Origin of the sequence: Microbacterium sp. NPDC091382 (assembly GCF_044757025.1) — a bacterium.
GTDB lineage: Bacteria > Actinomycetota > Actinomycetes > Actinomycetales > Microbacteriaceae > Microbacterium.
In genome coordinates this window covers 367,996-392,702 of sequence record NZ_JBIVUD010000001.1, presented here as the reverse complement: position 1 = coordinate 392,702, position 24,707 = coordinate 367,996, and the positions used below count along the sequence as shown (strand labels likewise).

Here is a 24,707-nt window from a genome sequence, read left to right as displayed (position 1 = left end):
ACTGAGTGTTCAGACACGATGGGAGCGCTCATGAAGATGATGTCCGACGACGAGCTGATCGGCGCCCTGCGGGCGGCCGACCCCGCATCGCTGGCGACCGTCTCCGACGGTGATGCGCTTCGGGCGGTGCGCCGCGCACGTCGCGAACGTAAGCGGCCACGCTGGGGGCTGATCACGGGGGCGATCGCTGCAACGCTGGTGGTGGGGATCCCCGCCGGTGCGGCTGCGGCAGGTTTCATGGCGCGGACGGGATGGTTCGGATCCCCGAACCCCGGCGACCATCGCGATCACTGCGTCAGCGCTGAGGTCACCGAGTATGACTGTGACGATGAGTGGATCGACCTGAGTGCGCCCGATCTCGACAAGGTCGTCGCATCGGTCTATCCCACGTGGATGCCGCTCGCGCCGGGAGTCACCCGTGAGGACCTGACCGCACGTGTCATCGGCATTTCGTCCGCTGACGCACTCACCCCGGTCACGTCGCTCCGACGTACCTACGAGTCGGAGTCATACAAGGACTGGCTGACCGCATGGATAGCCGCGAATGACCGCGGTGACGCCGCCGCGCAGGAGACCGCGTCTCGTGTCATCACGGAAGCAGCTGATTGGCCTGCGATCGTAGCAACTGACGGTGGTCGGATAACAGACATCATGCGAGCGTTTGCAGAGCGGATCGCAGCGGGCGACCGGGAAGCGGCACAGGCCGCGGCTGAGTTCGAGGGAGCTCCCGGGTGGGATGGGATCGACCGCCACGAGCTCACGGATGAGATTTTCGACGAGGTCTATGGGGATGACCGATGACCGCGGCCAGAGCAGCCGGGAGCGAGCTGAAGCCGCCCTCTGATCAGGTTCTGAAGGATGAGACAGCCGACGTCGCACAAGCTGCGGACCGGGCATTCGAACAAGCAGTGGCGCCCCTCGTCCCGTTGCTTCTGAGGTACTTCGCTCGGCGCGTGACACCGACGGACGATGCCGCAGACTGCACATCGGAGACACTCGCTGCGCTGTGGAAGCATCGCTCACGACTCCCGGCGGTAGATGACGAGCGTCGGGCGTGGGCGTACGGGATTGCTCGCAAGGTGCTCTCGAACCACCATCGCGGCAGAGCTCGTCGAGACCGGGCGGACGAGGCCCTGCGGGCCGCGGCCGCGGTGACATCAGTCGAGGACGTTCCGGATGAGGCGTTCATCGCGGCCGAGGCTTTAAAGCTTCTTCCCGCACGCGATCAAGAACTCGTCCGGCTCGTTGTGTGGGAGGAGCTGTCGATCGCCGCCGCAGGAAGAGTGATGGGCGTCAATCCGGGGACGGCACGCACCCGGTATGCGCGCGCACTCGGCAAGCTCCGCCTCGCCTACAGGGCAATCGACTCATGACAGGCTGAGTTCCTGCCGAAAACGATCGTTTTCGGCGGGCGTTGCCAAGTGGACTCGGTGACACTCGACACGCCGCAGATCGAGTCACCGAAAACCCCTGCCGAAACCCCGGGGCGCCGAAACCCCGCTCGAACGTTTTCGGTGCGGCCTCCCGAGCCGCTCACACCTCGAGCAGGGACCCGCGACGAGCGGGCGTCAAGAGCGGCCCCGTCGCTGCCGCCCGGCGATAGCCTCGATTGGTCGGAGGGAGTCGCATGCCACTGGACCCGTTCTTCCGCGAGCGGCTACGCACGCACCGCCGGTACCTCGCGAAGAAGGCGTGGACCGATCTGACCGCGCGGTTCCGGCCGGCGACGCCGGCACCGACGGCATCCGCTTCCGGAAAGAAGACGAAGCCGATAACTCCACGCGAACGGCACCGCCGCGCCGCACTCAACTGGGACCGCATGGAGCTGCGCACCGCCGGCACCCCCGGCCCCGACATGCAGACCACCGACGTCACAGTGCCTGTCGACGGCTACCCGGACGTCCGCATCCGCATCTACCGCCCGGCATCCGCCCCGACCCCGGCGCCCGCGTGCCTCGTGATCGGCGGCGGAGCGTTCCGCATCGGCGGCATCGACTATCCGACCGCGGATGCCTCGTGTCGCCGCCGCGCCGACCGTTCCGGCGTCGTGCTCGTCACCGTCGGGTACTCGCTCGCGCCGGAGCACCGCTACCCCACGCAGATCGAACAGGTCCATGCGGCGTGGGTGTGGCTGCACGCGCACGCCGTAGAGCTCGGGATCGATCCAGGGCGGATCGGCCTGAACGGTGCGTCAGCCGGCGGATGCCTCGCGGCATCCCTCACCCTCCTCAACCGTGATCGCGGCACACCCCAGGCGACGCTGCAGATCCTCGAGGTGCCCGTCACCGACCTCACCGGCCGGTGGATCGATCTGCGCGCGACCTACGCGCTGTGGGTCCCGGCGTTCATCGCGCTCCGCGAGCTGCGCTCGGTCGCGAGCACCTACCTGGGCGATCGGTCGCGGGCGCGCGAGCAGTACGCGTCGCCCATGCGCGCAGCCTCGCACGCGGGCCTGCCGCCCGCCGTCATCCTGACCGCCGAGTACGATCCGCTTCGCCGAGACGGCGCCACCTATGCCGCGAAGCTCCGTGACGCGGGGGTCGATGCGAGCGCGACCCGCTACCTCGGCGTCACGCACGACACTCCTCTCTATGTGGGCGCTCTTCCGGCCGCGCGCCGCTGGGAGGACGACGTCATCGCCGCGCTCCGTCGCATCTGACGCTGCCCAGCACCAGCCGCGGAGATTCGGGCCTGCTCCGACCTTCGAGCAGCGTGGGCGCCCAGATCTCGTCGGATCTCCGCGGTTGTTGCCGCCCCCGCGATCTGCCCCGCCCTGCGACCTGCCCCGCCCCGCCCGCCCGTCCGCGGCGCGCCCGGCCTGGTAGCGTGCCCCGCGTGCATCCGCAGATCGAGCCCCACACCTCCGGAATGCTGGACCGGCCGGATGGCGCCCGGCTCCACTATGAGGTCTCGGGCTCCCACACCGGACGTGCGGCGCTGTACCTGCACGGTGGACCCGGCGGCGGCCTCGGCAGAGGCGGCTACCGACGCGTCTTCGATCCCGACCGCTACCGCATCGTCGGTCTCGATCAGCGCGGATGCGGGGCGAGCACGCCCTGGGCGATCGACGACCTCGGGCGACTCGACACCAACACCACGCCGGCGCTGATCGCAGACATCGAAGCGCTGCGCGAGCACCTCGGCATCGATCAATGGCTGGTCTACGGCGTCTCGTGGGGCTCGACGCTCGCGCTCGCCTACGCGCAGCAACATCCCGAGCGGGTGAGCGAGATCATCCTGCTCGCGGTGACCGCTGGTGCGCGCCATGAGATCGAATGGATCAGCGACGGCGTCGGCCGCATCTTCCCCGAGGCCCGGGCGCGGCTGGGCGAGCTCGTCCCACCCGCAGAGCGGGTCATCGACGCGTATGCACGGATGCTTCGCGACCCCGACCCGGCGGTGCGCGCCCGGGCCGCCGACGCATGGGACGACTGGGAGTCGTCGCACATCGGCCTCTCGCCCTGGGCGCAGCCCGGGCCGTTGCACGAGGACCAGCGCGCGCGGGAGAACTTCGCCACCCTCGTCACGCACTACTGGTCGCAGGATTGCTTCCTCGAGCCCCCCATCCTCGAGCGGATGGATCGACTGGCCGGCATCCCGGGCATCCTCATCCACGGCCGGCGTGACGTCAGCGGACCGGCCATCACCCCGTGGCTGCTGCACAAGGCGTGGCCAGGCAGCCGATTGCACATTCTCGAGGAGGAGGGGCACGGCGGACCGGCCTCCGCGCAGCTCGCCTGCGACGCCGCCGACGCGTTCGCGCGCGGGTGACGCCGGATTCGGACAGCCGCGCCGGATTCGGACCCGCAAGCGCTGCCGCATCCGAATCCGACGACACCGTCCGAATCCGATGACGGATGCCGTCGGCATGACCGCCCCGAAAAGCAACCCCCCCCGCAGAAATCCGCGGAATCCCGCCGAAACCGCCTCATCCGCCCCAAAAAGCACATCCGACACGCGACACGCCGCCCAATTGCCGCGCAGATGACCCAAAATCCGCGGAAACACGCGGTTCGTGGGTATATTCGGGACCGGTCGCAACGACCAGCCGGCGGTCACCCCGTCGGTCCGAGTAACTGAAGACGGCGATCCGCCGTCTGGAGGAGCACCATGGCCATCACCAAGACCGAACTCGTCGCCAGCATCGCCAGCGCCACCGGCGAGAGCCAGGCCACCGTCTCGCGCGTCGTCGACGGCCTGTTCGCGTCCGTGTCCGAGGCTGTCGCCAAGGGCGAGAAGGTCTCGATCCCGGGCTGGATCGCGTTCGAGCAGGTCGAGACCTCCGCTCGCACCGGCCGGAACCCGCAGACGGGTGCCGAGATCAACATCCCCGCCGGCAAGCGCGTCAAGGTCAGCGCCGGCTCGAAGCTGAAGGCTGCCGTCAAGTAAGACGCTGCAGTCGTACGAAGGGGGATGCCGAGAGGCATCCCCCTTCGGCGTTCCCCCACCTGCCCGCGCGTAGGCTTGCAGGGTGAATCCGCGCGCTCTCCGCTTCGCCGGGCCGGCGATCCTCGCGGGCGCGGGTCTCATCGCGCTCCTGCTGGGACTGGCCTACGGCGGTGGCGCTGCGCCCCTCGTGATCGGCGACCCCGGCCCCGTCGTCCGGTGGCTGCTCCCGGTCGCCGAGCTCACGGTCAACCTGTCGGCGGCGCTCCTCGTGGGATCCCTCGTCCTGGCCCTCTTCTCGCTGGTCGCGGGGTCGAAGGAGTTCGACTTCGCCCTGGATGCCGCCTCTGCCGGCGCCGCGATCCTCACCGTCGCGAGCGCGGTCACCGGCTACCTGACGTTTCTCAAGGTGATCCCCGCCCGCCCGAGCGGTGACGCCGCCTTCGGCGAACAGCTCGGCCGGTTCCTGGTCGACACAGATCCTGGGCGCGCCTGGCTCATGACGACCGTCGCCGGCGCGGTGCTCACCGTCCTGGCGTTCGCCGTCCGCGGCTGGCTGGCGACCCTGCTCGTCGCACTGCTCGCGATCGCGTCGATGGTGCCGATGGCGACCGCCGGTCACACGGGCAGTGAAGCGAACCACAACATCGCTGTGACCTCGCTCGCCCTGCACATCATCGCGGCGGCCGCCTGGCTCGGCGGCCTGCTGATGCTCCTGCTCCTGCGTCCGCTGCTGTCCCGCGATCGTCTCGCGACGGTCCTGCAGCGCTACTCCAGCATCGCCCTCGCCGCCTTCGTCGTGGTGACCCTGTCGGGCATCGCTCGGGCGGCCATCGGCATCCTCTCGTTCCAGAACCTGTTCTCGGCCTACGGCGCCCTGCTGATGGTGAAGGTCGCCGCGCTCCTGGCGATGGGTGTGCTGGGGGCGTACTACCGACGCCGACTGATCGCCGGGATCCGCGACACGGCCGTCGCCGCCCGATTCTGGACGCTCGTCGTGCTCGAGGTCGCCTTCATGGGAATCGCCTCGGGTGCGGCCGTCGCCCTGTCTCTCACGCCGCCGCCCGTCGACACCACTCTGCCGTTCGATCAGACCCCGGCCGAAGTCCTGACAGGTTCTCCGCTGCCGCCGGCGCTCACCGTCGACCGGTTCTTCACGGCGTGGGACATCGACCTCATCTGGGCCTTCGCCGCCGGATTCGGTCTGTTCTTCTATCTCGCGGGCGTACGCCGACTCCGCCGCCGCGGCGACACCTGGCCCCTGGGACGCACGGTGCTGTGGGTCACGGGTCTCGTCCTGCTGTTCTACGTGACCTGCGGTCCGGTCAACGCCTACCAGGACTATCTCTTCAGCATGCACATGACGGCGCACATGCTGCTGTCGATGGCGATCCCCATGTGCCTCGTGTTCGGGGCGCCCGTCACTCTCGCCTCGCGTGCCATCCGCAAGCGCGACGACGGGACGCGCGGCGGCCGGGAGTGGATCCTCTGGGCCGTGCACAGCCCGTACGCCAAGGTGATCACGCATCCGCTCGTGGCGGCCGCGCTGTTCATCGTCTCGCTGTGGGCCTTCTACTACACGGATCTGTTCCGGTGGACGCTCTACGAGCACCTCGGGCACGAGTGGATGGTGATCCACTTCCTGACGGTCGGATACCTCTTCGTGCTGTCGCTCGCGGGGATCGACCCGGTGCCCTACCGCCTTCCGCACGCCGGCCGCCTGCTGACTCTCATCGGCGTCATGGCGATGCACGCCTTCTTCGGTATCGCGATCATGATGGCGTCCGGGCTCTTCGTCGCCGAGTGGTTCGGATCGATGGGGCGCACCTGGGGTCTCGACCCGCTCGCGGACCAGTACACGGGCGGCGGCATCGCCTGGTCGATCGGCGAGATCCCGACGCTCATCCTCGCGATCGTCGTGGCCGTGCAGTGGAGCCGGTCGGATGAGCGGCGTCAGCGCAGCAACGACCGCCACGCCGACAGGTCGGGCGACGCGGAGCTCGAGGCCTACAACGCCCGCCTCGCGGCGATCGCCGCCCGCGACGAGAGGGATGCCCGGCGGCAAGCCGCGCGCTGAGCCCGGTCAGTCTGCGGCCGAGACCGCGATCGACGCCGTCCCGTCGGGGAGGATCGTGATCTTGCCGGTGAGGAAGAACGGGACGAGCTCCTCGACGTCGTAGATCGAGCCGTCGAAGATCGATCGGATCTGCACGTCGATCTTCGCGACCGCCTGCGTGCGCGTGATGGCCCAGCCGGCACCGTCGGGCTCGAGCGTGACGACGGGGTTCTCTTCGATCTTCCAGCTCGGCGGCTCGACGATGCGATTGCGCACGTAGTAGCCGAAGGGGCAACCGGTCGGCTGGAGGACCTTCTGCGTCGCGCACTGCGCGAGGAAGTCATCGACCTCCTGCTGCACGACGCCGATGAACTTCTCGGTCGGTTGAGCCTGGAACGACACCGGGATCTCGGCGAGCGGGGTGTCGGAGAGGACGGCGACGCCCGGGCTCGTCGTCGCCGCGGTGTCGACCGTGATGGAGTACAGCCCGGGCGAGAAGGCGAGCAGAGGAAGGGGATCGAGCGGGTCCGCGCCGTCGCCGTCGGGGGAGACCTGTCGCTTGTCGACCGAGAACCCGTTCACCTCGAACTGCATCGAGCCGCGGACCTCGAGCTCGATGACGGCGAGCGGGCTCTCGGCGAAGCGCCAGCGCGGCAGGAGTGCGCCGTCGTCGTCGCGCTCGACCTCGAAGGTCGTCGTGCCCGAGTGGCCGCCGACGCGGTAGGTGACGGTCACCGTGGTCGTGCCGTCGGCATCCGTCGTCTCGGACACCGGTTCGACGTCCGTCAGACGGCTGAGGGCGTTTGCGCGCAAGAGCGCGCCGCTCGCGTCGGCGGGGAGCTTCGCCGCGGCGAGCTCGCTCGACGATGCGGAGACCCCCGGGAGCCGGAGGGCGTCGGTAGCCCGCCCATCGGCGAGCAGATGCAGGTAGTCGAGGACGAACGCGGTGGGGCTGTAGAGCTGCCGGTAGAGCACGGCGCCGGTCGCACCGATCGCACCGATCAGGAGGATGCCGATGACGCCGAGAGCGGTGAGGTCGATTGCGAGCCGGCGGCGGCGGCGCGGCCCGGCCACCGTCTCGGTCCGCGTCGGGGCAGCGGGAGCGGCGGGCTCGGCGGCATCCGCCCTCACCTCGCCGCCATCGTGTTCCACGTGCTCAGTCTAGGAAAGGCCGCCTGGTAGCTAGCATGGTTCCGGTGAGCCTGCCGCCCCTGTCTCCCGAACAGGACGCGCTCTTCCGACTGATCGAGGACACGCGCGAGCACGTGTTCGTCACCGGCCGAGCGGGAACCGGCAAGTCGACGCTGCTGCAGCATCTGTCGTGGAACACGAGCAAGCAGATCGCGGTGTGCGCGCCGACGGGCGTGGCGGCCCTGAACGTCGAGGGCCAGACGATCCACTCGCTGTTCAAACTGCCCATCGGCCTCATCGCCGACAGCGAGATCGAGCAGACCGACGCGACCCGCAAGATCCTGAACGCGATCGACACCCTCATCATCGACGAGGTCTCGATGGTCAACGCCGACGTCATGGACGCGATCGACCGATCGCTCCGGCAGGCGCGGCGCAAACGAGCCGAAGCGTTCGGGGGCGTGCAGGTCGTCATGTTCGGCGACCCGTACCAGCTCTCCCCGGTCCCGCCGCGAGGCGACGAGCTGCGCTACATCCAGGACCACTATCGCTCGTTCTGGTTCTTCGACGCGCAGGTGTGGGCGGGCCCCCGAGCGGATGCCGGTGCCATCCGCTCCGACGGACTGCTCGATCTCGGTCGGGTCGGCGCCCCGCTGCACATCGCCGAGCTCCGCAGCATCCACCGGCAGTCGGACGACGCGTTCAAGGCGATGCTGAACGCCGTGCGCCACGGGATCGTGACCGCCGACATCGCGGAGGCGCTGAACACGGCCGGCGCGCGGAAGCCGCCGGAACCGGCGCCGGGCGAGGTGCCCATCATCACCCTCGCGACCCGGAACGACATCGTCTCCCGCATCAACCAGCGTCACCTCGACGCCCTTCCGGGGCCGGCGCAGACAGCGCGCGCCGAGATCAGCGGCGACTTCGGTCGCGGCGACGCCTACCCCGCCGACCAGGAACTGCAGCTGAAGGTCGGCGCGCAGGTGATGTTCCTACGCAACGACATCGGCGGATTCGGCGGGGACGGTCCGCGCTGGGTCAACGGATCGATCGGCACCGTCACGCGCATCGCCGGTGGCACCGTGCGCGTCGAGCTCGACGGCGAGGAGCACGATGTCGAGCCGACCGTGTGGGAGAAGTTCCGCTACGCGTACGACCCGGGCACGCGCAAGCTGACGCGCGAGATCGTCGCGGAGTACACGCAGTTCCCGCTCCGGCTGGCGTGGGCGGTCACGATCCACAAGTCGCAGGGCAAGACCTACGATCGAGCGATCATCGACCTCGGCAACGGCGCGTTCGCCCCGGGGCAGACCTACGTTGCGCTGTCGCGACTGACCTCGCTCGACGGGTTGTACCTCTCGCGTCCGCTGCGCCCCGCCGACATCCTCGTCGACCGAGATGTACGGCGCTTCATGGCCGGCGTGCGGGCGGCGCAGAACGCGGGCTGAGCATCGGCATCCGTCACCGTGCGAGGCGCAGCCGGGCAGACGCGACGGGTGTGCTGTAATCGATGGGACGAAAACCGGGGGTGATCTGCGCGTGTCAGGACGTGTGTCGAGGCGAGTGCTCGCTGCAGTGACGGCGCTCGGTCTCGCGATCGGACTCGGCGCGTGCGCTCCGAAACCGGAGCAGATCGACATCGGCGTCGACCAGGTCGACGGCGCGCTGCCCGCGGACCTCGCAAAGCAGATGCAGGCGCTCACCGAGACGGCGATGACCTCGGTCGGAGCCAGCGGCGCGATCGTCTCGGTCTCGGTCCCCTGGTCGGGAGAGTGGGTCGCCGGCCTCGGCACGTCGGGCGTCGACGGGCCCGAGGTGAACCCCGACATGACATTCAAGAGTGCGAACGTGACGCGCGCCATGACGTGCGACGTGCTGTACGCCCTGGTCGAGAAGGGCACCGTCCGTCTCGACGAGACCGTCGGCGACTGGCTCGATGCGTATCCCGGCCAGGCGTCGATCACGCTGGGCGATCTGTGCGACGGAACGAGCGGTCTGGCCGGCTACATGAGTCGGATCTTCTCTCGCGTCGTTGCAGCTCCCGACCGCGTGTGGAACGCGCGCGAGCTCGTCGCCTACGGCATCGCGCGCCCCACGACCGGCCAGCCGGGAGCTCAGTTCGGCGACGCCGACACCGGATACGTGCTGCTGGGGCTCGTCCTCGAGCGCGCGGGCGGAGAGTCGCTCGCCGACCTCTACAGCGATTACGTCTTCCAACCCCTCGGGATGTCGTCGAGCTCATACCCCGCCGGCGTCGGCGAAGGAGATCGACTCAAGGGCGCCTACATCCCCAACGGCAAGGACAAGAAGCCGGCGTGCGATGCCGCGACCGACGTGACCGCGGTCACCTCGAGCGTCGGATCCGCCTCCGGCGGGGTCGTGTCGACCGTGGGCGATCTGTCGACGTACGTGCGCGCTCTCGCCGTCGGCGCCCGGCCGTACGACGCGGATACGCGCTACGCCGATCCCCGGCCGGTGAACTCCGATCAGCCGGCATGGTTCACGGCGGACGGCGGCACCTACCAGGCCGGAAGTCTCGTCGGTCAGTTCGGTTCGCTCGCCGGGTACATGGTCGCGGCATTCGCAGACCGGACGACGGGCATGTCTGTCGTGGTCGTCCTCAACGACTCGCGCGCCTCGGCCAACGCCGTGCGCGTGCTCGCCTGGCAGCTCGCGGCGCTCGCGTCGAAGGCGCCCGCCGCTGACGGTCGCACGGCACCCGAGATGGGCCTGCCGTGGACGGCGGAGAGCCTCGCCCCCGAGCTCGCCCGTTACGCCATCTGCGGCGGGTGAGCACCCGCAGCACGTCGACGGCCGCGGTGACGCTGGTCGTCGTCGGTCTCTGCTGCCAGGAGGTCGGCGCCTCGCTCGCGGTGTTCCTGTTCCCCGAGGTCGGACCGCTCGGCATGGTGATGCTGCGCCTCGTGTTCTCCGCGCTCATCCTGGGGGTCATCGCGCGGCCCTCGTGGCGCGGCCACACCCGCGCAGCGTGGGTCGCCGTCGTCCAGCTCGGTCTGGCGCTGGCGGTCATGAACGGATTCTTCTACCTCGCCCTCGAGCGACTCGCCCTCGGGGTGACGGTGACGATCGAGGTGCTCGGCCCGCTCGCGCTGTCGATCATCGCCAGCCGGCGCGCCTCCGCCTGGCTTTGGGCAGGGCTCGCGCTGGTCGGCGTGATCGCACTCGGCGGCGGCGGGCTGGACCGGCTCGATCCGCTGGGCGTCCTGTTCGCCCTCGGCGCGGCCGTCAGCTGGGCGTTCTACATCCTGTCGTCGGCGAAGGTGGGCGCCGCGTTCCCGAAGCTCGACGGGTTGGCGCTCGCGATGGCGGTGGGCGCGTTCCTTGCACTGCCGTTCGGGATCGTGGACGCCGGGGGCGCGCTTCTGCGCCTGGATCTCATCGCGTTGGGTGCGGCGGTCGCGCTCCTGTCCTCGACCATCCCGTACGCCCTCGAGCTGATCGCGCTGCGGCGGCTGCCGGCCGCGGCCTTCGCGATCCTCATGGCACTCGCTCCCGCCACGGCGTCGCTGGCGGGCTTCGTACTGCTCGGACAGCGCCTCACTCTTCTGGAGATCATCGGTGTCGCGCTCGTCATCGCGGCCTCGATCGGCGCCGTCCGCACCGCGGGCCGCCGCGCGGACGATGTCGTCGAGCCGGTCGGCTGAGGCCGCTCAGGCGGATCGGATGTCCGGGGTCACTCCTCGTGCCCGACGGAGCGGGCCTCGAGGTAGGCGCAGAGCTCCGCGGCGACGGCGAGTTCGGCGGCCATGCCGTGGAGCTGGTGGCTGTTGAGGATCGTCGTGTCGGGCTGCGGTTCGAACGTCACACGCCAGGAGGCCTCGCCGATCTCGACGGGCTCCATCGAGATCGCGACGGTCGCATTCTCGAGGGGGACGATGACGAGCCCCGTATCGGATCCGTCGGATCCATCCTGGACGATGACCTTGATCAAGTCGCCCGCGCCGCGCGCGTCGTGGAAGTCGGATACCCACGCCTCGAGGGTTTCTTTACTGCGGAACGGCATCGGGACTCCTTCCCGGGTCGGGGGAGGGTAGCGGATCGCCGGACACGTCGCCACAGGCATGCATGCGCCCTCACTCATCCTCTATTCTCGACGAGATCGCCGGGAACGGCATTACTACCGGGGAGTGGATGTGGCGAACGGCGACGCGCAGGCCGGCGAAGGGCCGTCGACGACGGTCGGATACTGGTACGACGAGGCGCCCGGCCAACGCGATCGGGCACGACGGGTCCTCGAAGCTCTCCGCACCTATCGTGCCGCCGAGTCCGCGATGCGTCGTCGGACGCGCGACTCGATGTCGATGGGCGAGAACGAACTGCTCGCGTTACGCTTCCTGCTCCGTCAGCCCGATCACTCCGCCCGTCCCGCCGAGCTCGTGAAGTATCTCGGTGTGACATCGGCGTCGATCACCACGATGCTCGACCGACTCGAGAAGTCGGGGCGAGTCGAGCGTGTCGCCAACCCGACGGACCGTCGCAGCATCTTCGTGAGAGCGACGGCGCACGCCGACGACGAGGTGCGCGAGACCCTCGGCCGCATGCACGGGCTGATGTACGACGTCGCCGTGGCGATGGAACCCGAGGCGCAGGAGCACGTCGTGGATTTCCTTCGTCGTATGTCGGATGCCGTGGATGGCGTCGCACCGGTGGTCGTCACCGAGTCCTGACGCGCTCGCCGTACCTGGCTCGAGCACCGAAAGCAACTGGTCAGTCGAAACCGGGTTCGCGGCGCATAGTGGTGACATGAGATGCATCACCTACGCCGGCGAGACCGTGGTCACGACCGACGACGTGGCGGAGGCACTCATCACGCTCACCGCCGCGGTCGCCGAGGTCGGACGGGCCGACGCGGTCACGATTCCGATTGTGTTCGAGAAGAACGGGGAGATCGGCGAGGCATCCCTCGTCATCGGTGTCGGCAACGATGTCCTCTCCGTCGCGACCGACTGGGAGGGAGTCGAGCCCGACTTCTCCTTCGCGGCGGCGCAGTTGCGTCGGCACCCGCATTTCCCGCGAGAAGACACCGGGCCCGTGGACGTCGAGTACGACGACGGCCCCGAGGCGTACTGGGATCCGGACCTCGATGGCTTCGGGCGGTCCTGACCTGCCGTAGGTCGTGTCATCGGAGGGTGTTACCCTCGCGACTGAGCACGATATCGACTCGCCGGACTCGCCGGCCCGCCTGTCGCGCGAGAGAGACGACCATGCCGTACCGCAGCCGCGCCACCCTTCAACGGTGGTTGGACGAATTCATCGTCGCGCACGGCGGTGGAGACCTCATCAAGGTCGTCATCCAGGACGACTCCTGGGGCGACGATGGGGGTCTCGTCGTCGTTCCGCTGCACAATGCGTCGACGACCGTCTACGTGCGTCCCCCGATGGGTGAGGACTCGCGGTGGCGCGTCGTCTTCGAGCCGCAGCTGAATGAGATCGCTCTCTCGGCCGAAGACACGGCGGCGCTCGTCGCCGAGCTCGCGACCGCCGCCGAGTTGTGCGGCTACCTCGAGGTTCGCTCCGTCGCCCACATCGAAGCAGCGCCCACGGCCTGAGGCCGCGAGCGCTGCGTGGGGCGATCCTGCGCCGCGTCAGTGCGCGGAGTAGCCGCCGTCGACGAGGTGGTAGCTGCCCGAGATGAAGGACGCGTCGTCGCTGAGCAGGAACAGCGTGAGCGCCGCGACCTCGGCATCCGTCCCGAGCCGTCCTGCCGCGTGCTCCTTCTCGAGGGCGGAGAGCGCGTCGTCCGACAGGCTCGCTCGTACGAGCGGCGTGTCGATGAAGCCGGGACCGACGGCGTTCGTGCGCACGCCCTGAGCGGTGTACTCGAGGGCCGCGACCTTCGTGAGGCCGACGAGGGCGTGCTTGCTGGCGACGTAGGCCGCGTTCTGAGCGATGCCGACCGAGCCGAGGACCGAGGCCATGTTGACGACGGCGCCGCCGCCGGCCGCGACGATGGCGGGCAGCTGGAACTTCAGGCCGTAAAAGACGCCGTCGAGGTCGACTGCGCGCACACGGTCCCACGCCTCGATGTCGTAATCGCCGATGTTCTGGGGTGCGGCACCGATGCCCGCGTTGTTGACGGCGAGGTGAAGGGCGCCATAGGCGTCCTGCGCATGACGCACGGCCGCCTCGGAGTCCTCCCATTTCGCGGTGTTCTGCGCGAAAGCGGATGCGGTACCGCCGGCATCCGTGATCTGCGTGACGACGGCCTCGGCGGCCTCGAAATTGATGTCGGTGACGACCACCGATGCGCCCTCGGCTGCGAGCTTGCGAGCGATCTCTGCGCCGATGCCGCTGCCGCCGCCCGTGACCAGAGCCGTCTTGCCGTCGAACCGTGCCATTGCGTTACCTCTTTTCGCAGGGCCTGACGCCGTGACTCTCGCGACCGATGCCATGCACGTGAATACAACGGACAACCGGCGGGAGAATTCCCGCGATGGGTCGACGCCGCCATGCGTGCGCCTACTCCTCATGGTCGTGCCGTGCAACCCCGGTACGAGTCCTGCGAGATGGCTCGGAAAGTAGCGCTCCCAGGACAGACATCCCAGCAAAGGAGCAACTATGTCAGTCGGAAATGGACCGGCCGGTACCGGTGGAACTGAGACGGACTCGGGCAAGGCCGAGACCGTGAAGCAGGAAGCTTCCGCTGTCACGGGCACGGCGGTCGATGCAGCGAAGGATGTGGCGCACACTGCCAAGGATGAAGCGGCTTCCGTCGCCTCCGAGGCGAAGACGCAGCTGAAGGACCTCTATTCGCAGAGTCGCACGGAGCTGTCGGGACAAGCCGCACAACAGCAGGAGCGTCTCGCCGGTGGCCTGAAAGCCGCAGGTGATGAGCTCGGCGCGATGGCGCGGAACTCCGAGGGGAACGGTATCGCGACCGACCTCGTTCAGCAGGTGTCCACGCGTTTGGCCGACGCCGCCTCGTGGTTGGGGGAGCGCGACCCCGCCGAGCTGCTCGACGAGGTGAAGAGGTTCGCACGCCGTCGTCCGCTGGCCTTCATCGCGGGAGCCGCGGTGGTCAGAAGTCCGGACCCGAATCGTCGGGCGCGCTACTGGCGAATCGACGCAGATGCACATGCCGGGCGAGACGGATCACGGGGCGGATGAGCAGTTGGACGCTGCCCAGCAGGAAGAGCCAGGTACCGATCGTCGTCGTCGATTCCGAGAAGAACAGGATGCTGCCGACGATGAACCAGGCCGCGACCATGACGTCGTTGAGGATGCTGACGACCTCATACTTCCGGCGGATGACGATCTCATCCGGTCCGATGGAGAATCGGATAGTCCGGTCGTGGGACGCGTCGCGCGATGTCATGTCTCCATGAGATCAGGTATGTGAGACGGCGCCGACCGCGAGTGCGGAGCCGAGGTGGGCTCCGGCCCTGCCGTGACCCTTCCTGCACTTTTGTTCGGTGCTCGTGCAAATCAGGCCGCGTCCCCTCCGCGGCTGACGAAGTTCCTGCACACGTGTGCATTCGGTGCCGCCCTTCATAGGAATCTCCATAGATTGGCGGTCGCGTGTCGGGAATGAGCCCGCCGCAGATGTCGGGCCCGACGTGGGGTCCGCGTATGAAGGAGCACCTTTCCGATGAGGCCACGGACTTTTCGTCGCAACAGCTTCTGGCTGGCGATCTCCCTGGTGCTGATGCTGGTTTCCAGCGTCGGCGCCTCGCTCGTGCAGACCGTCGGCGGCAGTGTCGCCGTCGAGGACCTGCGCTGGGAGGCCGCGTCGGGGCGCCAGATGAGCGCTCTGCTGTTCAAGCCGTCGAGCGTCTCTGCCGAGGATCCGCGCCCAGCGATCGTGGTCAGCCACGGGTGGTGGAACAACCGCGAGATGCAGGACGCCAACTACGTGGAGCTCGCTCGACGCGGCTACGTCGTACTGGCGATCGATATGTACGGGCACGGCAACTCCGACCCGCTCCCCGCCGGCCAGGAGCCCGTCGGCGGCACCGGCATGTACGACGCCGTGAAGCTCATTGCCGACCTGCCGTACGTCGATCCGGCCCGGATCGGGGTCACCGGTCACTCGAACGGCGCGCGCGCGGCGAACTTCTCCGTCGCCCTCGACAACGCCGCCGAGACACCGCTCATCGCCTCGGTCCTGCTCGTCGACAACGATCCCGTCTACGTCGACGACGCGGGTGCGTTCACGAACATCTACGGCGGCCGCGACACCGGTGTGATCCAGGCGCAGTACGACGAGTTCTTCTTCCGCAGCTACGACGCCGAGGGCAACGCGCTGACCCCGCCGCGTGAGTACCTCTCCACTCCCAACGCCCAGTCGTTCCTCCACTTCGGGCAAGACCCCTCCGAGGCGACCGATGTGCGCGAGGCCGGTCAGGTCTACACCCAGGACGTCGACGGCACCGAAGCGATGCGCGTCGTCTGGTCGCTGCCGCAGACGCACCCATGGTCCACGATCTCGAGCACGGCCGTCGGGCACCTCGTCGACTTCTTCGACGAATCGCTCGGCGCGCCCAACCCGTTGCCGGCAGGCGACCAGAACTGGCAGCTCAAGGAGGTCCTGACGACGCTCGGTCTGATCGGATTCGGCATCTTCCTCGTCGCGTTCACGCGCGCTCTGCTGGCGACCCGTGCCTTCGCGGGCCTGCGCGTCTCCGAGCCGGTTGCGGCAGTGGCGAACACGCGCCGTGGGCTGGTCTGGTTCTGGGGCGGGCTCGTGGTCACGGCCGTCTTCTCGATCGTCAGCTACGTGCTCCTCAGCCAGGCCGAGTGGGCCGGCGCGATCGCATTCGGTTCGGTGAACCTCATCGCCCCCGGTGTGCCGTGGTTCATCGGCATCTGGGCTGCGATCAACGGTGTCGCGGGGCTGATCATCATGGTGGTCTCGTACCTGTTGTTCGGGCGCCGCAGCGGCCAGGACCTCCGGGCTGTAGGTGTCATCCCGGGCTGGCGGCGCTTCGGTCTCGGCGTGGCGCTTGCACTGACGACGACCGTCGCAGCCTTCGGCATCGTGTTCGTCTTGGACTACTTCTTCAAGACCGACTTCCGGTTCTGGGTGATCGCCGTCAAGGCCTTCAACCCCGAGATGATCGGGTACTCGCTGATCGTCCTGCCGCTGTTCCTCGTCTACTTTGTCGCGAACTCGGTGGCGATCAACTCGTTCAACCGCTTCACGCTGCGGGGACGTGAATGGGTGAACACCGCACTGCTGGCGCTGTTCAACTCGCTCGGGCCGATCGTGTTGGTCGTCGCGCAGTACACGACGTTCTTCATCACCGGTGAGACGATCGACGGCTTCGGCGGCATCTTCAGCATCTGGCTGTTCCCGGTGGTCGTCATCCTGGCTGTCGCCGCGGTCATCAGCCGCAAGATCTACCGCGAGACGAACAACCCGTACATCGCCGGGTTCCTGAACGCGGCGGTCGTGACGCTCATCAGCGTGACGAACTCCCTCGTGTTCACCTACTGAGGCACAGCGACGTCGACCGGGCGGGTGCCCGTCCGCCCGGTCGACGCGTTCCGCGAGGACGGCTCTTCGGGATGCCGGTCAGCGCCCGGATCGTTATCCGGTCGTGTCGTGCCGCTGCCGTCGCAGCCGATAGGTTTCGACGCAAATGCGAGCATCGACTATTCCGGCGGCAGTCGTGACTGCGGTGTGCGTCGTTGCTCTCTCCGGATGCGCGCTTCTCGTCGAGAAGAGGTCGCTCGGGATCGCCGCGGACGAGGTGGCCGTCGTCGAGTACTACGAGTACCGCTGGGGCGATGCGCCCGAGACGATCGAGCGATTGACGATCGACGATCCCGAGGTCGTGGCCGAGTGGGTGCGTGCCTACACGGACATGCCCGTCAGCGACGTGGATCCAGCGGAGCTGGGCACCCCGACCGGTGAGCAGATCCAGTCGACCCGATTCACGTTGGAGGACGGTCGACGGGTCGAGATCAGCAGGATCTTGCTGGGGCCGAAGAACGTGGTGGTTCTCTGGCCCGACGGCACCGCGAAACGGACCGTGTGGGGATCGCCCGGGCTGCTCGAGGCGTACGAGGGTGTCGGCGTCGTCGATGAGGTCGACGCGGCCGAGCGCCCCGACGTCGCACTCCCCGGCTGATGCGCGGGGCGGTCTCGGAACGACGTGAATATGGAGGGGCTGACGGGAATCGAACCCGCGCTATCTGCTTGGGAAGCAGATGTTCTGCCATTGAACTACAGCCCCAGAGCGTCCGGAGGCGCCTCGTAAGCCTAGCAAGGCTCAGAGGCGTCCGTCCGTCGACGCGCTCAGTCGCCGGTCGGGGGCGTCTGCGGGGGCGCGGCGGGCGGAACCGGCGGCTGTCCTCCCATCGGCGGCTGACCGGGACGCGGGGGCTGACCCGCCTGCGGCGCCTGGCCGGGGTACGGCGGCTGAGCGCCGGGCTGCCCGGGCACGGGATAGGGCGCGCCCGGGCGCGGTGCGAAGATCATCCCGCTCTCCTGCATCGCTCGCAGCATCCCGTTCTTCACCGCGGTGCGCTGGATGAGGTAACCGATCCAGATCGCGAGAGCGAAGAAGCCGATGTAGAGAATGATCAGGAAAATGATCACGCCGGCGCCGAGTCCGGCGTATCCCCCGTAGTTGTCCATGCCGGGCACTGTAGCGAATCCGCTGGACTCAGTCCCGGACCTTGACGGACGCGACCACGACCAGCACACCGAGCGCAGCGACGAGGCCGGCGAGCGCGAGCCACCCGCCCGTCGTCCACGCCGCCGCCCCGACCGTCCCGAGCGCGCTCGAGCCGATGTAGTACGCGACGCTGTACAGCGCGACGGCGTGCTGTCGTCCCGATCCACCTGCACGCGCGGTCGCGGCGTTCGCCGTCGCATGGGCGAGGAACATGCCGGCTGTGATGAGAAGGATGCCGAAGACGATGACGGCGACGGGTGATGCCAGGGTGATGACCGCGCCGATCGTCATCGCCGCGCCGCCGGCGACCAGCGGCATCCGTGTTCCGAAGCGCCGAACCAGGGCTCCCGACATCCGCGACGTCACCGTGCCCGACAGGTACGTCAGGAACACGAGCGAGACAGCGGTCGCCGACAGGAAGTACGGCGCGGCTTCCAGCCGGAAGCCGAGGGCGTTGAAGACGGCCACCATCGCCCCGACGACCATCGCGCCGATCGCGTAAAGCGGCAGTGCGCGCCGGTTCACGGCCTGCCGGCCGAGGATCCGAAGGCTGACGCTCAACGACACCGCACGGTGTTCCACGGTCGGCGGCAGCAGCACGGCGAACAGCGCCGTCAGCGCCGCGGCGAGGATACCGAGCAACTCGAGCGACAGTCGCCACCCGACGAGCTCGCCCACCGGTGCCGCGACGAGCCGCCCCGCGAGCCCGCCGACGCTCGTCGCGGCGACGTACGCACCTGCCGCGACCCCCGCTCGTTGCGGACCGGCAGCTTCGTGCAGGTACGCGACCGCGAGAGCCGGGATGCCGCCGAGCGCCGCGCCGAGCAGGAATCGGCCCACGAGCAGCCCGGCGAACCCGGGCAGCAGGGGCGATGCGACGGCGATCACCGCCGCGGCCACGGCGGCGACGCGCAGCATCCGTCTGCGTCCGAAGCGGTCGGCGGCGAGCGCCCACGGCAGGATCGCGAGGGCGAGTCCGAGGGTCGCCGCCGACACGACCCACGACGCGTCGGCGGCGGTGAGTCGGTACGTCTCGGCGATCCCCGTGAGCAGGCCCTGCGGCGCGTAGAGCACCCCGAAGGTGGCGATCCCGGTCGTCCACATCGCCGCTCCGAGGCGGCGGGGTGAGGCGGTGAGAGGAGGGATGCCGACAGTTGTCACTCGTTCTACGGTAGGCATCCTTCACATGCGAATCCAATACCGATGCGCACCGAGCGATAGCGTGGACGCATGAGTCGCGATCGCCTGGCCGACCTGCTGCCCCACCTCCCGCTGCTCGAGGCGCTGGGTGCGGATGAGCACGTCACCCGTGCCGCGGAGACACTCGGTGTTCCGCAGCCGACAGTGAGCCGCGCACTGCGGCACCTCGAGTCCCGGCTCGGCGTCGCCCTCGTGGCGCGGGACGGTCGCGGCATCCGGCTCACCGACGCCGCCCGGCGGATGCTCCCCGGCATCCGCGTCGCCCTCCGCGCCGCGCAGGACGCGCTCGACTCGCTCGACGACGCCCGTTCGACCGTCGGACTGGCGTTCCAGAACTCTCTCGGCGAGCACCTCGTGCCTCGACTCGTCCGGCGGCTGCGCGAAGAGCGTCCCGATATCCGCGTACAGCTCTGGCAGGGCGCCCGCGACGGCTGCCTCGCCGAACTCGACTCCGGACGGACCGACCTCGCGATCGTCTCGGGGGCCGCCGCGACGCATCCCTCCGGAGGAACGCTCCACCTCTACGACGAGCCGCTCGTGGTCGTCGTCCCCGAGGGGCATCGCCTCGCCACTGCCGCGCGGGTCACTCTCGCAGACGTCGTCGGCGAGACGCACGTGACGCTCAAACCGGGCTACGGCCTGCGCCGAACGCTCGAGCAGCTCTTCGCCGCCGAAGGCATGCCGCTCGACATCGCCTTCGAGGGCGATGACCTGCGCACACTTCACGGCCTCGTCGCGGCGGGCCTGGGAATCGCCATCGGGCCCGAGGTGCCGCATCCGCTCGACGGGTGCGTCCAGCGGCCGATCGACGATCCTCGCGCCGCGCGCGACATGGGCGTCGTCTTCCGGACCGGACCTCGTCCGCCCGCGGTCGACGACGTCATCGCCGTGCTCCGCGGGCTCACCCGGTCCTGAGGGCCCGCCCTCGCGCGGCAGAATCGGAGGATGCGCGCGATGGTCATGGAACAGATCGCAGGACCGCTCGTCGTCACCGGGGTCCCCGATCCGGTCGCGCCCGTGGGCGGCGCCGTCATCGAGGTGCACGCGACCGGACTGTGCCGCAGCGACTGGCACGCCTGGATCGGACACGACGACATCGCCCTGCCGCACGTTCCCGGACACGAGCTCGCGGGCGTCATCGTCGAGGTCGGCGCCGGCGTCGAGAAGTGGTCGGTCGGCGACCGGGTGACGGTGCCGTTCGTGTGCGGATGCGGCCGGTGCCAATGGTGCGGCAGCGGCAACGCGCAGGTGTGCCCCGCCCAGGAGCAGCCGGGCTTCACCCACTGGGGATCGTTCGCCGAGCGGGTCGCTTTGCACGCCGCCGACCGCAACCTCGTCGCCGTGCCGGAGTCCATCCCGTTCGCCGCTGCCGCCGCACTCGGATGCCGCTTCGCCACCGCCTACCGCGCGCTGACCGCTCGCGCGCAGCTGGCCGACGGTGAGTGGGTCGTGATCGTCGGTGCCGGCGGCGTCGGTCTCAGCGCCGTCATGATCGCGAAGGCGCTCGGCGCGAAGGTCGTCGCGGTCGACCGGTCGGCCGCCGCGCTCGAGGCCGCGCGCGCGCTCGGCGCGGACCAGGTGATCGTCGCGGCCGGCCAAGACGTGCCCGAGGCCGTCCATGCGGTCACGGGCGGCGGTGCGCACGTCTCCGTCGACGCCGTCGGCAGTGAGCAGACCTGCGCGGACGCCATCCACAGCCTGCGCCGCCGGGGTCGGCACGTCCAGGTCGGACTGCTGCCCTCGGCATCCGGCCTCACCCCCGCCCCGCTGGCACGCGCCATCGCGTGGGAGCTCGACATCCTCGGCAGCCACGGCATGGCTGCGGAGGACTATCCCGGGATGCTGCAGCTCATCGCCCGCGGCGCGCTCCGCCCGCAGGATCTCATCGAGCGGACCGTCTCGCTCGAGCAGGCCGCCGAGCTGCTGCCGGTCATGGACTCGGCCTCGCCGGCGGGGATGACGATGATCGACCCGCGGATCACCCGGCAGGCGTGAGCAACGCGTCGAGCGCGACCCGCATCGCGGCGACGGGATCCGTGCCGTCGGCGAGCCAGCGCACCTGGATGCCCTCCCACGTCCCGATGACGAGGTCCGCGAGCATGGTGGCGTCCTCGGTCGTCGTCACGCGGCCGGCCGTGCGGTCGTGCTCGATCGCGCTCGCGTAGTCGGGGATGACGGCGGCATATCGCTGGCGGAGCCACGCGTGAGCCTCGTGGTCGGCGTGCGTCGCCTCGGCCTGTACGACGGTGAACATGCGCACCAGTTCGCGCCGGCCGATGTTGCGCTCGACGATCGCGAGCACCGTCGGGATGAAGCCGTCGCGGGCGGAACGCTCCAGGAAGTCCGTGTCGGCGGCATCCTCCTGCGAGAGGACGGCAGCCAGCAGCGACACCTTCGTGGGGAAGTGGTGCATGACGGTCGTGAGGCTCAGATCGAGCTGCTTCGCGATCTGCCGCAGCGACCCGCCCCGGTACCCGTGCGTGCCGAAGACGGCCGTCGCGGTCGCGATGATCTCGCTGCGCCGCGCGGCGGACTTCGCGTATGGTCCGCGAGCCGGTGCATCGGTCATAGTCGAACAGTAGATCACGCGAAACCGTGCAGGTGCACGTTTTTGAGCTAGCGTGGTCGCGTGCAGAACTATCGCTGGGTGAAGGACGGCTCGCAGGAGCCCGGGACCATGCGCTACGGCGCCGACTACAACCCCGAGCAGTGGCCTCGCGAGGTGTGGGACGACGACATCCGGCTCATGCGCGAGGCGGGCGTCAACATCGTCTCGCTCGGCATCTTCTCGTGGGGCCTCCTCGAACCTCGTCCCGGCGAGTTCGACTTCGCGTGGCTCGACGAGATCATCGAGCTGCTGCACGCGAACGGCATCGACGTGGACCTCGCGACCGCGACGGCCTCGCCGCCGTCGTGGATGGCCCGGCGGCATCCCGAGATCCTGCCGCAGACGGTCGACGGCACGATCCTCTGGCCGGGCGCCCGCCAGCACTGGCGGCCGACGTCGCCGATCTTCCGCGAGTATGCCCTGCGTCTCGTGCGTGCGCTCGCCGAGCGCTACGGCGACCACCCCGCCGTCGTCGCGTGGCACATCTCGAACGAGCTCGGATGCCACAACCTCTACGACTACTCCGACGACGCCGCGCGGGCGTTCCGCGTCTGGCTCGAAGCGCGCTACGGCACGATCGAGGCCCTCAACGACGCGTGGGGCACGGCGTTCTGGTCGCAGCACTACGAGGAGTGGGACGAGATCCTGCCGCCGCGTTCGGCGCCGACGATCCGCAACCCCGGGCAGCAGCTCGACTTCGAGCGCTTTTCGTCGGATGCCGTCCGCGACCACCTGCGCGCCGAGGCGGCGGTGCTCGACGAGGTGACCCCCGGCATCCCGCGGACGACGAACTTCATGGTCGCGCAGAACGTCCGCGACATCGACTACTCGTCGTGGGTGGGCGACGTCGACTTCGTCTCGAACGACCACTACCTGCGACCCGGCGAGCTCGGCCGCGACGACCTCTCGTTCTGGGCGAACCTCACGGGCAACCTCGCGGGCGGGCGGCCCTGGTTCCTCATGGAGCACGCGACGAGCGCCGTCAACTGGCGCGAGGTCAACCCGCCCAAGCGGCCCGGCGAACTCGTGCGCGACGCCCTGACGCACGTCGGCCACGGTGCCGACGCGGTCTGCTACTTCCAGTGGCGGCAGTCCCGCGCCGGCGGGGAGCGGTACCACTCCGGCATGGTTCCGCACGCGGGCGAGAACAGCCGCGTCTTCCGCGACGTGGTCGCCCTCGGTGGAGCGCTGCGCGACCTGTCGACGGTGAACGGCTCGCGGCGAGAGAAGGCGCGCGTCGCGATCGTGTTCGACTACGAGTCGTGGTGGGTCAGCGGCCGCGACGCCCACCCATCGGACTCGCCCGCCTACGACGACGAGACCCTCGCCTGGTACCGGGCGCTTCTCGACCTCGGCGTCCGCGCCGACGTCATCCCCGTCGGCGCGGCGTTCGACGGGTACGAGGTGCTCATCGCCCCGATGCTGCACGTGGTGCCCGACGACCTGCGGTCGCGTCTCGAGGCGTACACGGATGCCGGTGGCCACCTCGTCACGACCTACTTCTCGGGCATCGTCGACGAGAACGACCGCGTCTGGCTCGGCGGCTACCCCGGCGCGCTGCGCGAGCTGCTCGGCGTCATGGTCGAGGAGTTCGTGCCGCTGCTGCCCGAGGAGCGCATCGCCCTCGCCTCGGGAGCCGTCGCGCACGGCTGGACCGAGCGGATCGTGCACGTCGGGGACGACGTCGCGGTGCTCGACACCTACGCCGACGGAGACCTCGCCGGTGCGCCGGCGGTGACCCGGCGGAGCCTTGCCGCGGGTGGCACCGCGACGTACGTCTCGGCCGACATCGGCCGCGACGGCGTCCGCGCGGTGCTCGCGGGGCTCGGCCTCGAGGCGCTCGCCGGTGACGCGCGGTCGGCCGACGGCCGGCTCGATGTCATCGAGCGCGGCGACAGCGAGGCCCGGTACGTGTTCCTCTCGAACCGGACCGACGACGAGGTCGTGGCGCCGGTGGTCGGCGACGTGCTCGTAGGGGAGGCCGCGGCATCCGGTGTCGTCGTGCCGCCGCGGGGAGTGGTGGTCGTCCGCGCCGCGCGCTGACGGTGCAGGCGGACAGTAGGCTGGCCGCGTGCTGCTCAGCGACCGCGACATCCGACTCGAGATCGACGGAGGCCGCATCGGTCTCGACCCCTGGGACCCGGCGATGGTCCAGCCGTCGAGCGTCGACGTGCGGCTCGACCGGTACTTCCGGCTGTTCGACAACCACAAGTACCCGTTCATCGACCCGTCCGAGGATCAGCCCGAACTGACGCGACTCATCGAGGTGGCGCCCGACGAGCCGTTCATCCTGCACCCGGGGGAGTTCGCGCTGGGAGCGACGTTCGAGCAGATCACCCTGCCCGACGACGTCGCGGCGCGGCTCGAGGGCAAGAGCTCGCTCGGTCGCCTGGGGCTCATCACCCATTCGACGGCGGGGTTCATCGATCCCGGATTCTCGGGTCACGTGACGCTCGAGCTCGCGAACGTCGCGACGCTCCCGATCAAACTGTGGCCGGGGATGAAGATCGGTCAGTTCTGCTTCTTCCGCCTGAGCTCGCCGGCCGAGAACCCCTACGGCACCGGGCCGTACAAGAACCGGTATCAGGGGCAGCGGGGGCCGACGGCATCCCGCTCGTTCCAGAACTTCCACCGCACCGACGTCGGGACGACCGACGCCGGTGCGAAGGGGAACTGACCGCGT

25 protein-coding genes and 1 tRNA gene are annotated in these 24,707 nt (G+C 69.3%); 18 read left to right on the top strand and 8 right to left on the bottom strand.

All coding sequences use genetic code 11. From position 1 onward, the window contains the following. The first annotated feature begins 30 nt into the window (after positions 1-30). From ACIQLK_RS01865 to ACIQLK_RS01840, 6 genes are all read left to right on the top strand, one after another. Complete coding sequence (locus ACIQLK_RS01865) at positions 31-801, top strand: hypothetical protein (RefSeq protein ID WP_400362454.1); 771 nt, start codon at positions 31-33, stop codon at positions 799-801. Continuing rightward, positions 798-1,373, top strand: a complete 576-nt coding sequence (locus tag ACIQLK_RS01860) for an RNA polymerase sigma factor (protein WP_400362452.1) — start codon at positions 798-800, stop codon at positions 1,371-1,373. The genes ACIQLK_RS01865 and ACIQLK_RS01860 overlap by 4 nt, the downstream gene beginning before the upstream one ends. Positions 1,374-1,627: 254 nt before the next feature. Further along, positions 1,628-2,659 (top strand): alpha/beta hydrolase, encoded by a 1,032-nt coding sequence (locus ACIQLK_RS01855; protein ID WP_400362450.1) that lies wholly within the window; start codon positions 1,628-1,630, stop codon positions 2,657-2,659. A 176-nt stretch (positions 2,660-2,835) separates the two neighbouring features. Beyond that, positions 2,836-3,771, top strand: a complete 936-nt coding sequence (pip, locus tag ACIQLK_RS01850) for a prolyl aminopeptidase (RefSeq protein ID WP_400362448.1) — start codon at positions 2,836-2,838, stop codon at positions 3,769-3,771. A 339-nt stretch (positions 3,772-4,110) separates the two neighbouring features. Further along, the gene (locus tag ACIQLK_RS01845) at positions 4,111-4,389 is read left to right on the top strand and encodes an HU family DNA-binding protein (protein ID WP_018187642.1); all 279 of its coding nucleotides are present in this window, start codon (positions 4,111-4,113) and stop codon (positions 4,387-4,389) included. An 82-nt stretch (positions 4,390-4,471) separates the two neighbouring features. Next, complete coding sequence (locus ACIQLK_RS01840) at positions 4,472-6,463, top strand: cytochrome c oxidase assembly protein (RefSeq protein WP_400362446.1); 1,992 nt, start codon at positions 4,472-4,474, stop codon at positions 6,461-6,463. A 6-nt stretch (positions 6,464-6,469) separates the two neighbouring features. On the opposite strand, the gene ACIQLK_RS01835 is transcribed toward ACIQLK_RS01840, so the two are convergent. Next, entirely contained in the window at positions 6,470-7,594 is a 1,125-nt protein-coding gene (locus ACIQLK_RS01835; protein ID WP_400362444.1) for a hypothetical protein, read from the bottom strand. A gap of 35 nt (positions 7,595-7,629) precedes the next feature. Between ACIQLK_RS01835 and ACIQLK_RS01830 the strand changes: the two genes are divergently transcribed. From ACIQLK_RS01830 to ACIQLK_RS01820, 3 genes are all read left to right on the top strand, one after another. Next, entirely contained in the window at positions 7,630-9,021 is a 1,392-nt protein-coding gene (locus ACIQLK_RS01830) for an ATP-dependent RecD-like DNA helicase (protein WP_400362442.1), read from the top strand. 115 nt (positions 9,022-9,136) lie between these two features. Beyond that, positions 9,137-10,366: a serine hydrolase domain-containing protein gene (locus tag ACIQLK_RS01825; RefSeq protein ID WP_400362440.1), complete on the top strand. Its 1,230-nt coding sequence runs from the start codon at positions 9,137-9,139 to the stop codon at positions 10,364-10,366. Then, a complete protein-coding gene (locus ACIQLK_RS01820; RefSeq protein ID WP_400362438.1) occupies positions 10,363-11,238 on the top strand; it encodes an EamA family transporter in 876 nt (291 codons plus the stop codon). The genes ACIQLK_RS01825 and ACIQLK_RS01820 overlap by 4 nt, the downstream gene beginning before the upstream one ends. Before the next feature lie 29 nt (positions 11,239-11,267). Here ACIQLK_RS01820 and ACIQLK_RS01815 read toward each other — a convergent pair whose 3' ends face one another. Continuing rightward, positions 11,268-11,597 carry a hypothetical protein gene (locus tag ACIQLK_RS01815; protein WP_400362436.1) on the bottom strand — a complete coding sequence of 110 codons (330 nt, stop codon included), beginning with the start codon at positions 11,595-11,597 and terminating at the stop codon, positions 11,268-11,270. A 130-nt stretch (positions 11,598-11,727) separates the two neighbouring features. On the opposite strand from ACIQLK_RS01815, the gene ACIQLK_RS01810 reads away from it, so the two are divergent. From ACIQLK_RS01810 to ACIQLK_RS01800, 3 genes are all read left to right on the top strand, one after another. Beyond that, on the top strand, positions 11,728-12,261 hold the full coding sequence (locus tag ACIQLK_RS01810) for a MarR family winged helix-turn-helix transcriptional regulator (RefSeq protein WP_400362434.1): 534 nt from the start codon (positions 11,728-11,730) through the stop codon (positions 12,259-12,261). 76 nt (positions 12,262-12,337) lie between these two features. Continuing rightward, positions 12,338-12,697: a hypothetical protein gene (locus tag ACIQLK_RS01805; protein ID WP_400362432.1), complete on the top strand. Its 360-nt coding sequence runs from the start codon at positions 12,338-12,340 to the stop codon at positions 12,695-12,697. A gap of 101 nt (positions 12,698-12,798) precedes the next feature. Next, positions 12,799-13,143 (top strand): hypothetical protein, encoded by a 345-nt coding sequence (locus ACIQLK_RS01800; protein WP_400362431.1) that lies wholly within the window; start codon positions 12,799-12,801, stop codon positions 13,141-13,143. Between the two features lie 36 nt (positions 13,144-13,179). Here ACIQLK_RS01800 and ACIQLK_RS01795 read toward each other — a convergent pair whose 3' ends face one another. Continuing rightward, entirely contained in the window at positions 13,180-13,932 is a 753-nt protein-coding gene (locus ACIQLK_RS01795; RefSeq protein WP_400362430.1) for an SDR family NAD(P)-dependent oxidoreductase, read from the bottom strand. Positions 13,933-14,612: 680 nt separating this feature from the next. Continuing rightward, positions 14,613-14,909: a YrhK family protein gene (locus ACIQLK_RS01790; RefSeq protein WP_400362428.1), complete on the bottom strand. Its 297-nt coding sequence runs from the start codon at positions 14,907-14,909 to the stop codon at positions 14,613-14,615. Between the two features lie 330 nt (positions 14,910-15,239). On the opposite strand from ACIQLK_RS01790, the gene ACIQLK_RS01785 reads away from it, so the two are divergent. Both ACIQLK_RS01785 and ACIQLK_RS01780 read left to right on the top strand, forming a co-directional pair. Further along, positions 15,240-17,030: a dienelactone hydrolase family protein gene (locus ACIQLK_RS01785; RefSeq protein WP_400362426.1), complete on the top strand. Its 1,791-nt coding sequence runs from the start codon at positions 15,240-15,242 to the stop codon at positions 17,028-17,030. Positions 17,031-17,175: 145 nt separating this feature from the next. Beyond that, positions 17,176-17,667, top strand: coding sequence for a hypothetical protein (locus ACIQLK_RS01780; protein ID WP_400362424.1), 492 nt, complete (start codon positions 17,176-17,178; stop codon positions 17,665-17,667). 31 nt (positions 17,668-17,698) lie between these two features. Here the strand turns inward: ACIQLK_RS01780 and ACIQLK_RS01775 are convergent. From ACIQLK_RS01775 to ACIQLK_RS01765, 3 genes are all read right to left on the bottom strand, one after another. Next, positions 17,699-17,772, bottom strand: a tRNA-Gly gene (locus ACIQLK_RS01775). A gap of 62 nt (positions 17,773-17,834) precedes the next feature. Further along, complete coding sequence (locus ACIQLK_RS01770) at positions 17,835-18,176, bottom strand: hypothetical protein (protein ID WP_400362423.1); 342 nt, start codon at positions 18,174-18,176, stop codon at positions 17,835-17,837. A gap of 28 nt (positions 18,177-18,204) precedes the next feature. Next, complete coding sequence (locus ACIQLK_RS01765) at positions 18,205-19,377, bottom strand: MFS transporter (protein ID WP_400362421.1); 1,173 nt, start codon at positions 19,375-19,377, stop codon at positions 18,205-18,207. Between the two features lie 69 nt (positions 19,378-19,446). On the opposite strand from ACIQLK_RS01765, the gene ACIQLK_RS01760 reads away from it, so the two are divergent. Further along, the gene (locus ACIQLK_RS01760; protein WP_400362419.1) at positions 19,447-20,331 is read left to right on the top strand and encodes a LysR family transcriptional regulator; all 885 of its coding nucleotides are present in this window, start codon (positions 19,447-19,449) and stop codon (positions 20,329-20,331) included. 30 nt (positions 20,332-20,361) lie between these two features. Continuing rightward, a complete protein-coding gene (locus tag ACIQLK_RS01755; RefSeq protein ID WP_400362418.1) occupies positions 20,362-21,411 on the top strand; it encodes a zinc-binding dehydrogenase in 1,050 nt (349 codons plus the stop codon). Here the strand turns inward: ACIQLK_RS01755 and ACIQLK_RS01750 are convergent. Next, positions 21,395-21,985, bottom strand: coding sequence for a TetR/AcrR family transcriptional regulator (locus tag ACIQLK_RS01750; RefSeq protein ID WP_400362416.1), 591 nt, complete (start codon positions 21,983-21,985; stop codon positions 21,395-21,397). The genes ACIQLK_RS01755 and ACIQLK_RS01750 overlap by 17 nt on opposite strands. Positions 21,986-22,045: 60 nt before the next feature. On the opposite strand from ACIQLK_RS01750, the gene ACIQLK_RS01745 reads away from it, so the two are divergent. Further along, positions 22,046-24,067: a beta-galactosidase gene (locus ACIQLK_RS01745; RefSeq protein ID WP_400362414.1), complete on the top strand. Its 2,022-nt coding sequence runs from the start codon at positions 22,046-22,048 to the stop codon at positions 24,065-24,067. A 28-nt stretch (positions 24,068-24,095) separates the two neighbouring features. Continuing rightward, positions 24,096-24,701 carry a dCTP deaminase gene (gene dcd / locus ACIQLK_RS01740; protein ID WP_400362412.1) on the top strand — a complete coding sequence of 202 codons (606 nt, stop codon included), beginning with the start codon at positions 24,096-24,098 and terminating at the stop codon, positions 24,699-24,701. The last annotated feature ends 6 nt before the right edge of the window (positions 24,702-24,707 follow it).

Bases quoted from the DNA above. Each gene is read 5' to 3' on its own strand.
- ACIQLK_RS01865 (WP_400362454.1), top strand. From the start codon at position 31: ATGAAGATGATGTCCGACGACGAGCTGATCGGCGCCCTGCGGGCGGCC.
- ACIQLK_RS01860 (WP_400362452.1), top strand. From the start codon at position 798: ATGACCGCGGCCAGAGCAGCCGGGAGCGAGCTGAAGCCGCCCTCTGAT.
- ACIQLK_RS01855 (WP_400362450.1), top strand. From the start codon at position 1,628: ATGCCACTGGACCCGTTCTTCCGCGAGCGGCTACGCACGCACCGCCGG.
- ACIQLK_RS01845 (WP_018187642.1), top strand. From the start codon at position 4,111: ATGGCCATCACCAAGACCGAACTCGTCGCCAGCATCGCCAGCGCCACC.
- ACIQLK_RS01830 (WP_400362442.1), top strand. From the start codon at position 7,630: ATGGTTCCGGTGAGCCTGCCGCCCCTGTCTCCCGAACAGGACGCGCTC.
- ACIQLK_RS01815 (WP_400362436.1), bottom strand. From the start codon at position 11,597: ATGCCGTTCCGCAGTAAAGAAACCCTCGAGGCGTGGGTATCCGACTTC.
- ACIQLK_RS01805 (WP_400362432.1), top strand. From the start codon at position 12,338: ATGAGATGCATCACCTACGCCGGCGAGACCGTGGTCACGACCGACGAC.
- ACIQLK_RS01800 (WP_400362431.1), top strand. From the start codon at position 12,799: ATGCCGTACCGCAGCCGCGCCACCCTTCAACGGTGGTTGGACGAATTC.
- ACIQLK_RS01795 (WP_400362430.1), bottom strand. From the start codon at position 13,932: ATGGCACGGTTCGACGGCAAGACGGCTCTGGTCACGGGCGGCGGCAGC.
- ACIQLK_RS01790 (WP_400362428.1), bottom strand. From the start codon at position 14,909: ATGACATCGCGCGACGCGTCCCACGACCGGACTATCCGATTCTCCATC.
- ACIQLK_RS01785 (WP_400362426.1), top strand. From the start codon at position 15,240: ATGCTGGTTTCCAGCGTCGGCGCCTCGCTCGTGCAGACCGTCGGCGGC.
- ACIQLK_RS01780 (WP_400362424.1), top strand. From the start codon at position 17,176: ATGCGAGCATCGACTATTCCGGCGGCAGTCGTGACTGCGGTGTGCGTC.
- ACIQLK_RS01770 (WP_400362423.1), bottom strand. From the start codon at position 18,176: ATGGACAACTACGGGGGATACGCCGGACTCGGCGCCGGCGTGATCATT.
- ACIQLK_RS01760 (WP_400362419.1), top strand. From the start codon at position 19,447: ATGAGTCGCGATCGCCTGGCCGACCTGCTGCCCCACCTCCCGCTGCTC.
- ACIQLK_RS01755 (WP_400362418.1), top strand. From the start codon at position 20,362: ATGCGCGCGATGGTCATGGAACAGATCGCAGGACCGCTCGTCGTCACC.
- ACIQLK_RS01750 (WP_400362416.1), bottom strand. From the start codon at position 21,985: ATGACCGATGCACCGGCTCGCGGACCATACGCGAAGTCCGCCGCGCGG.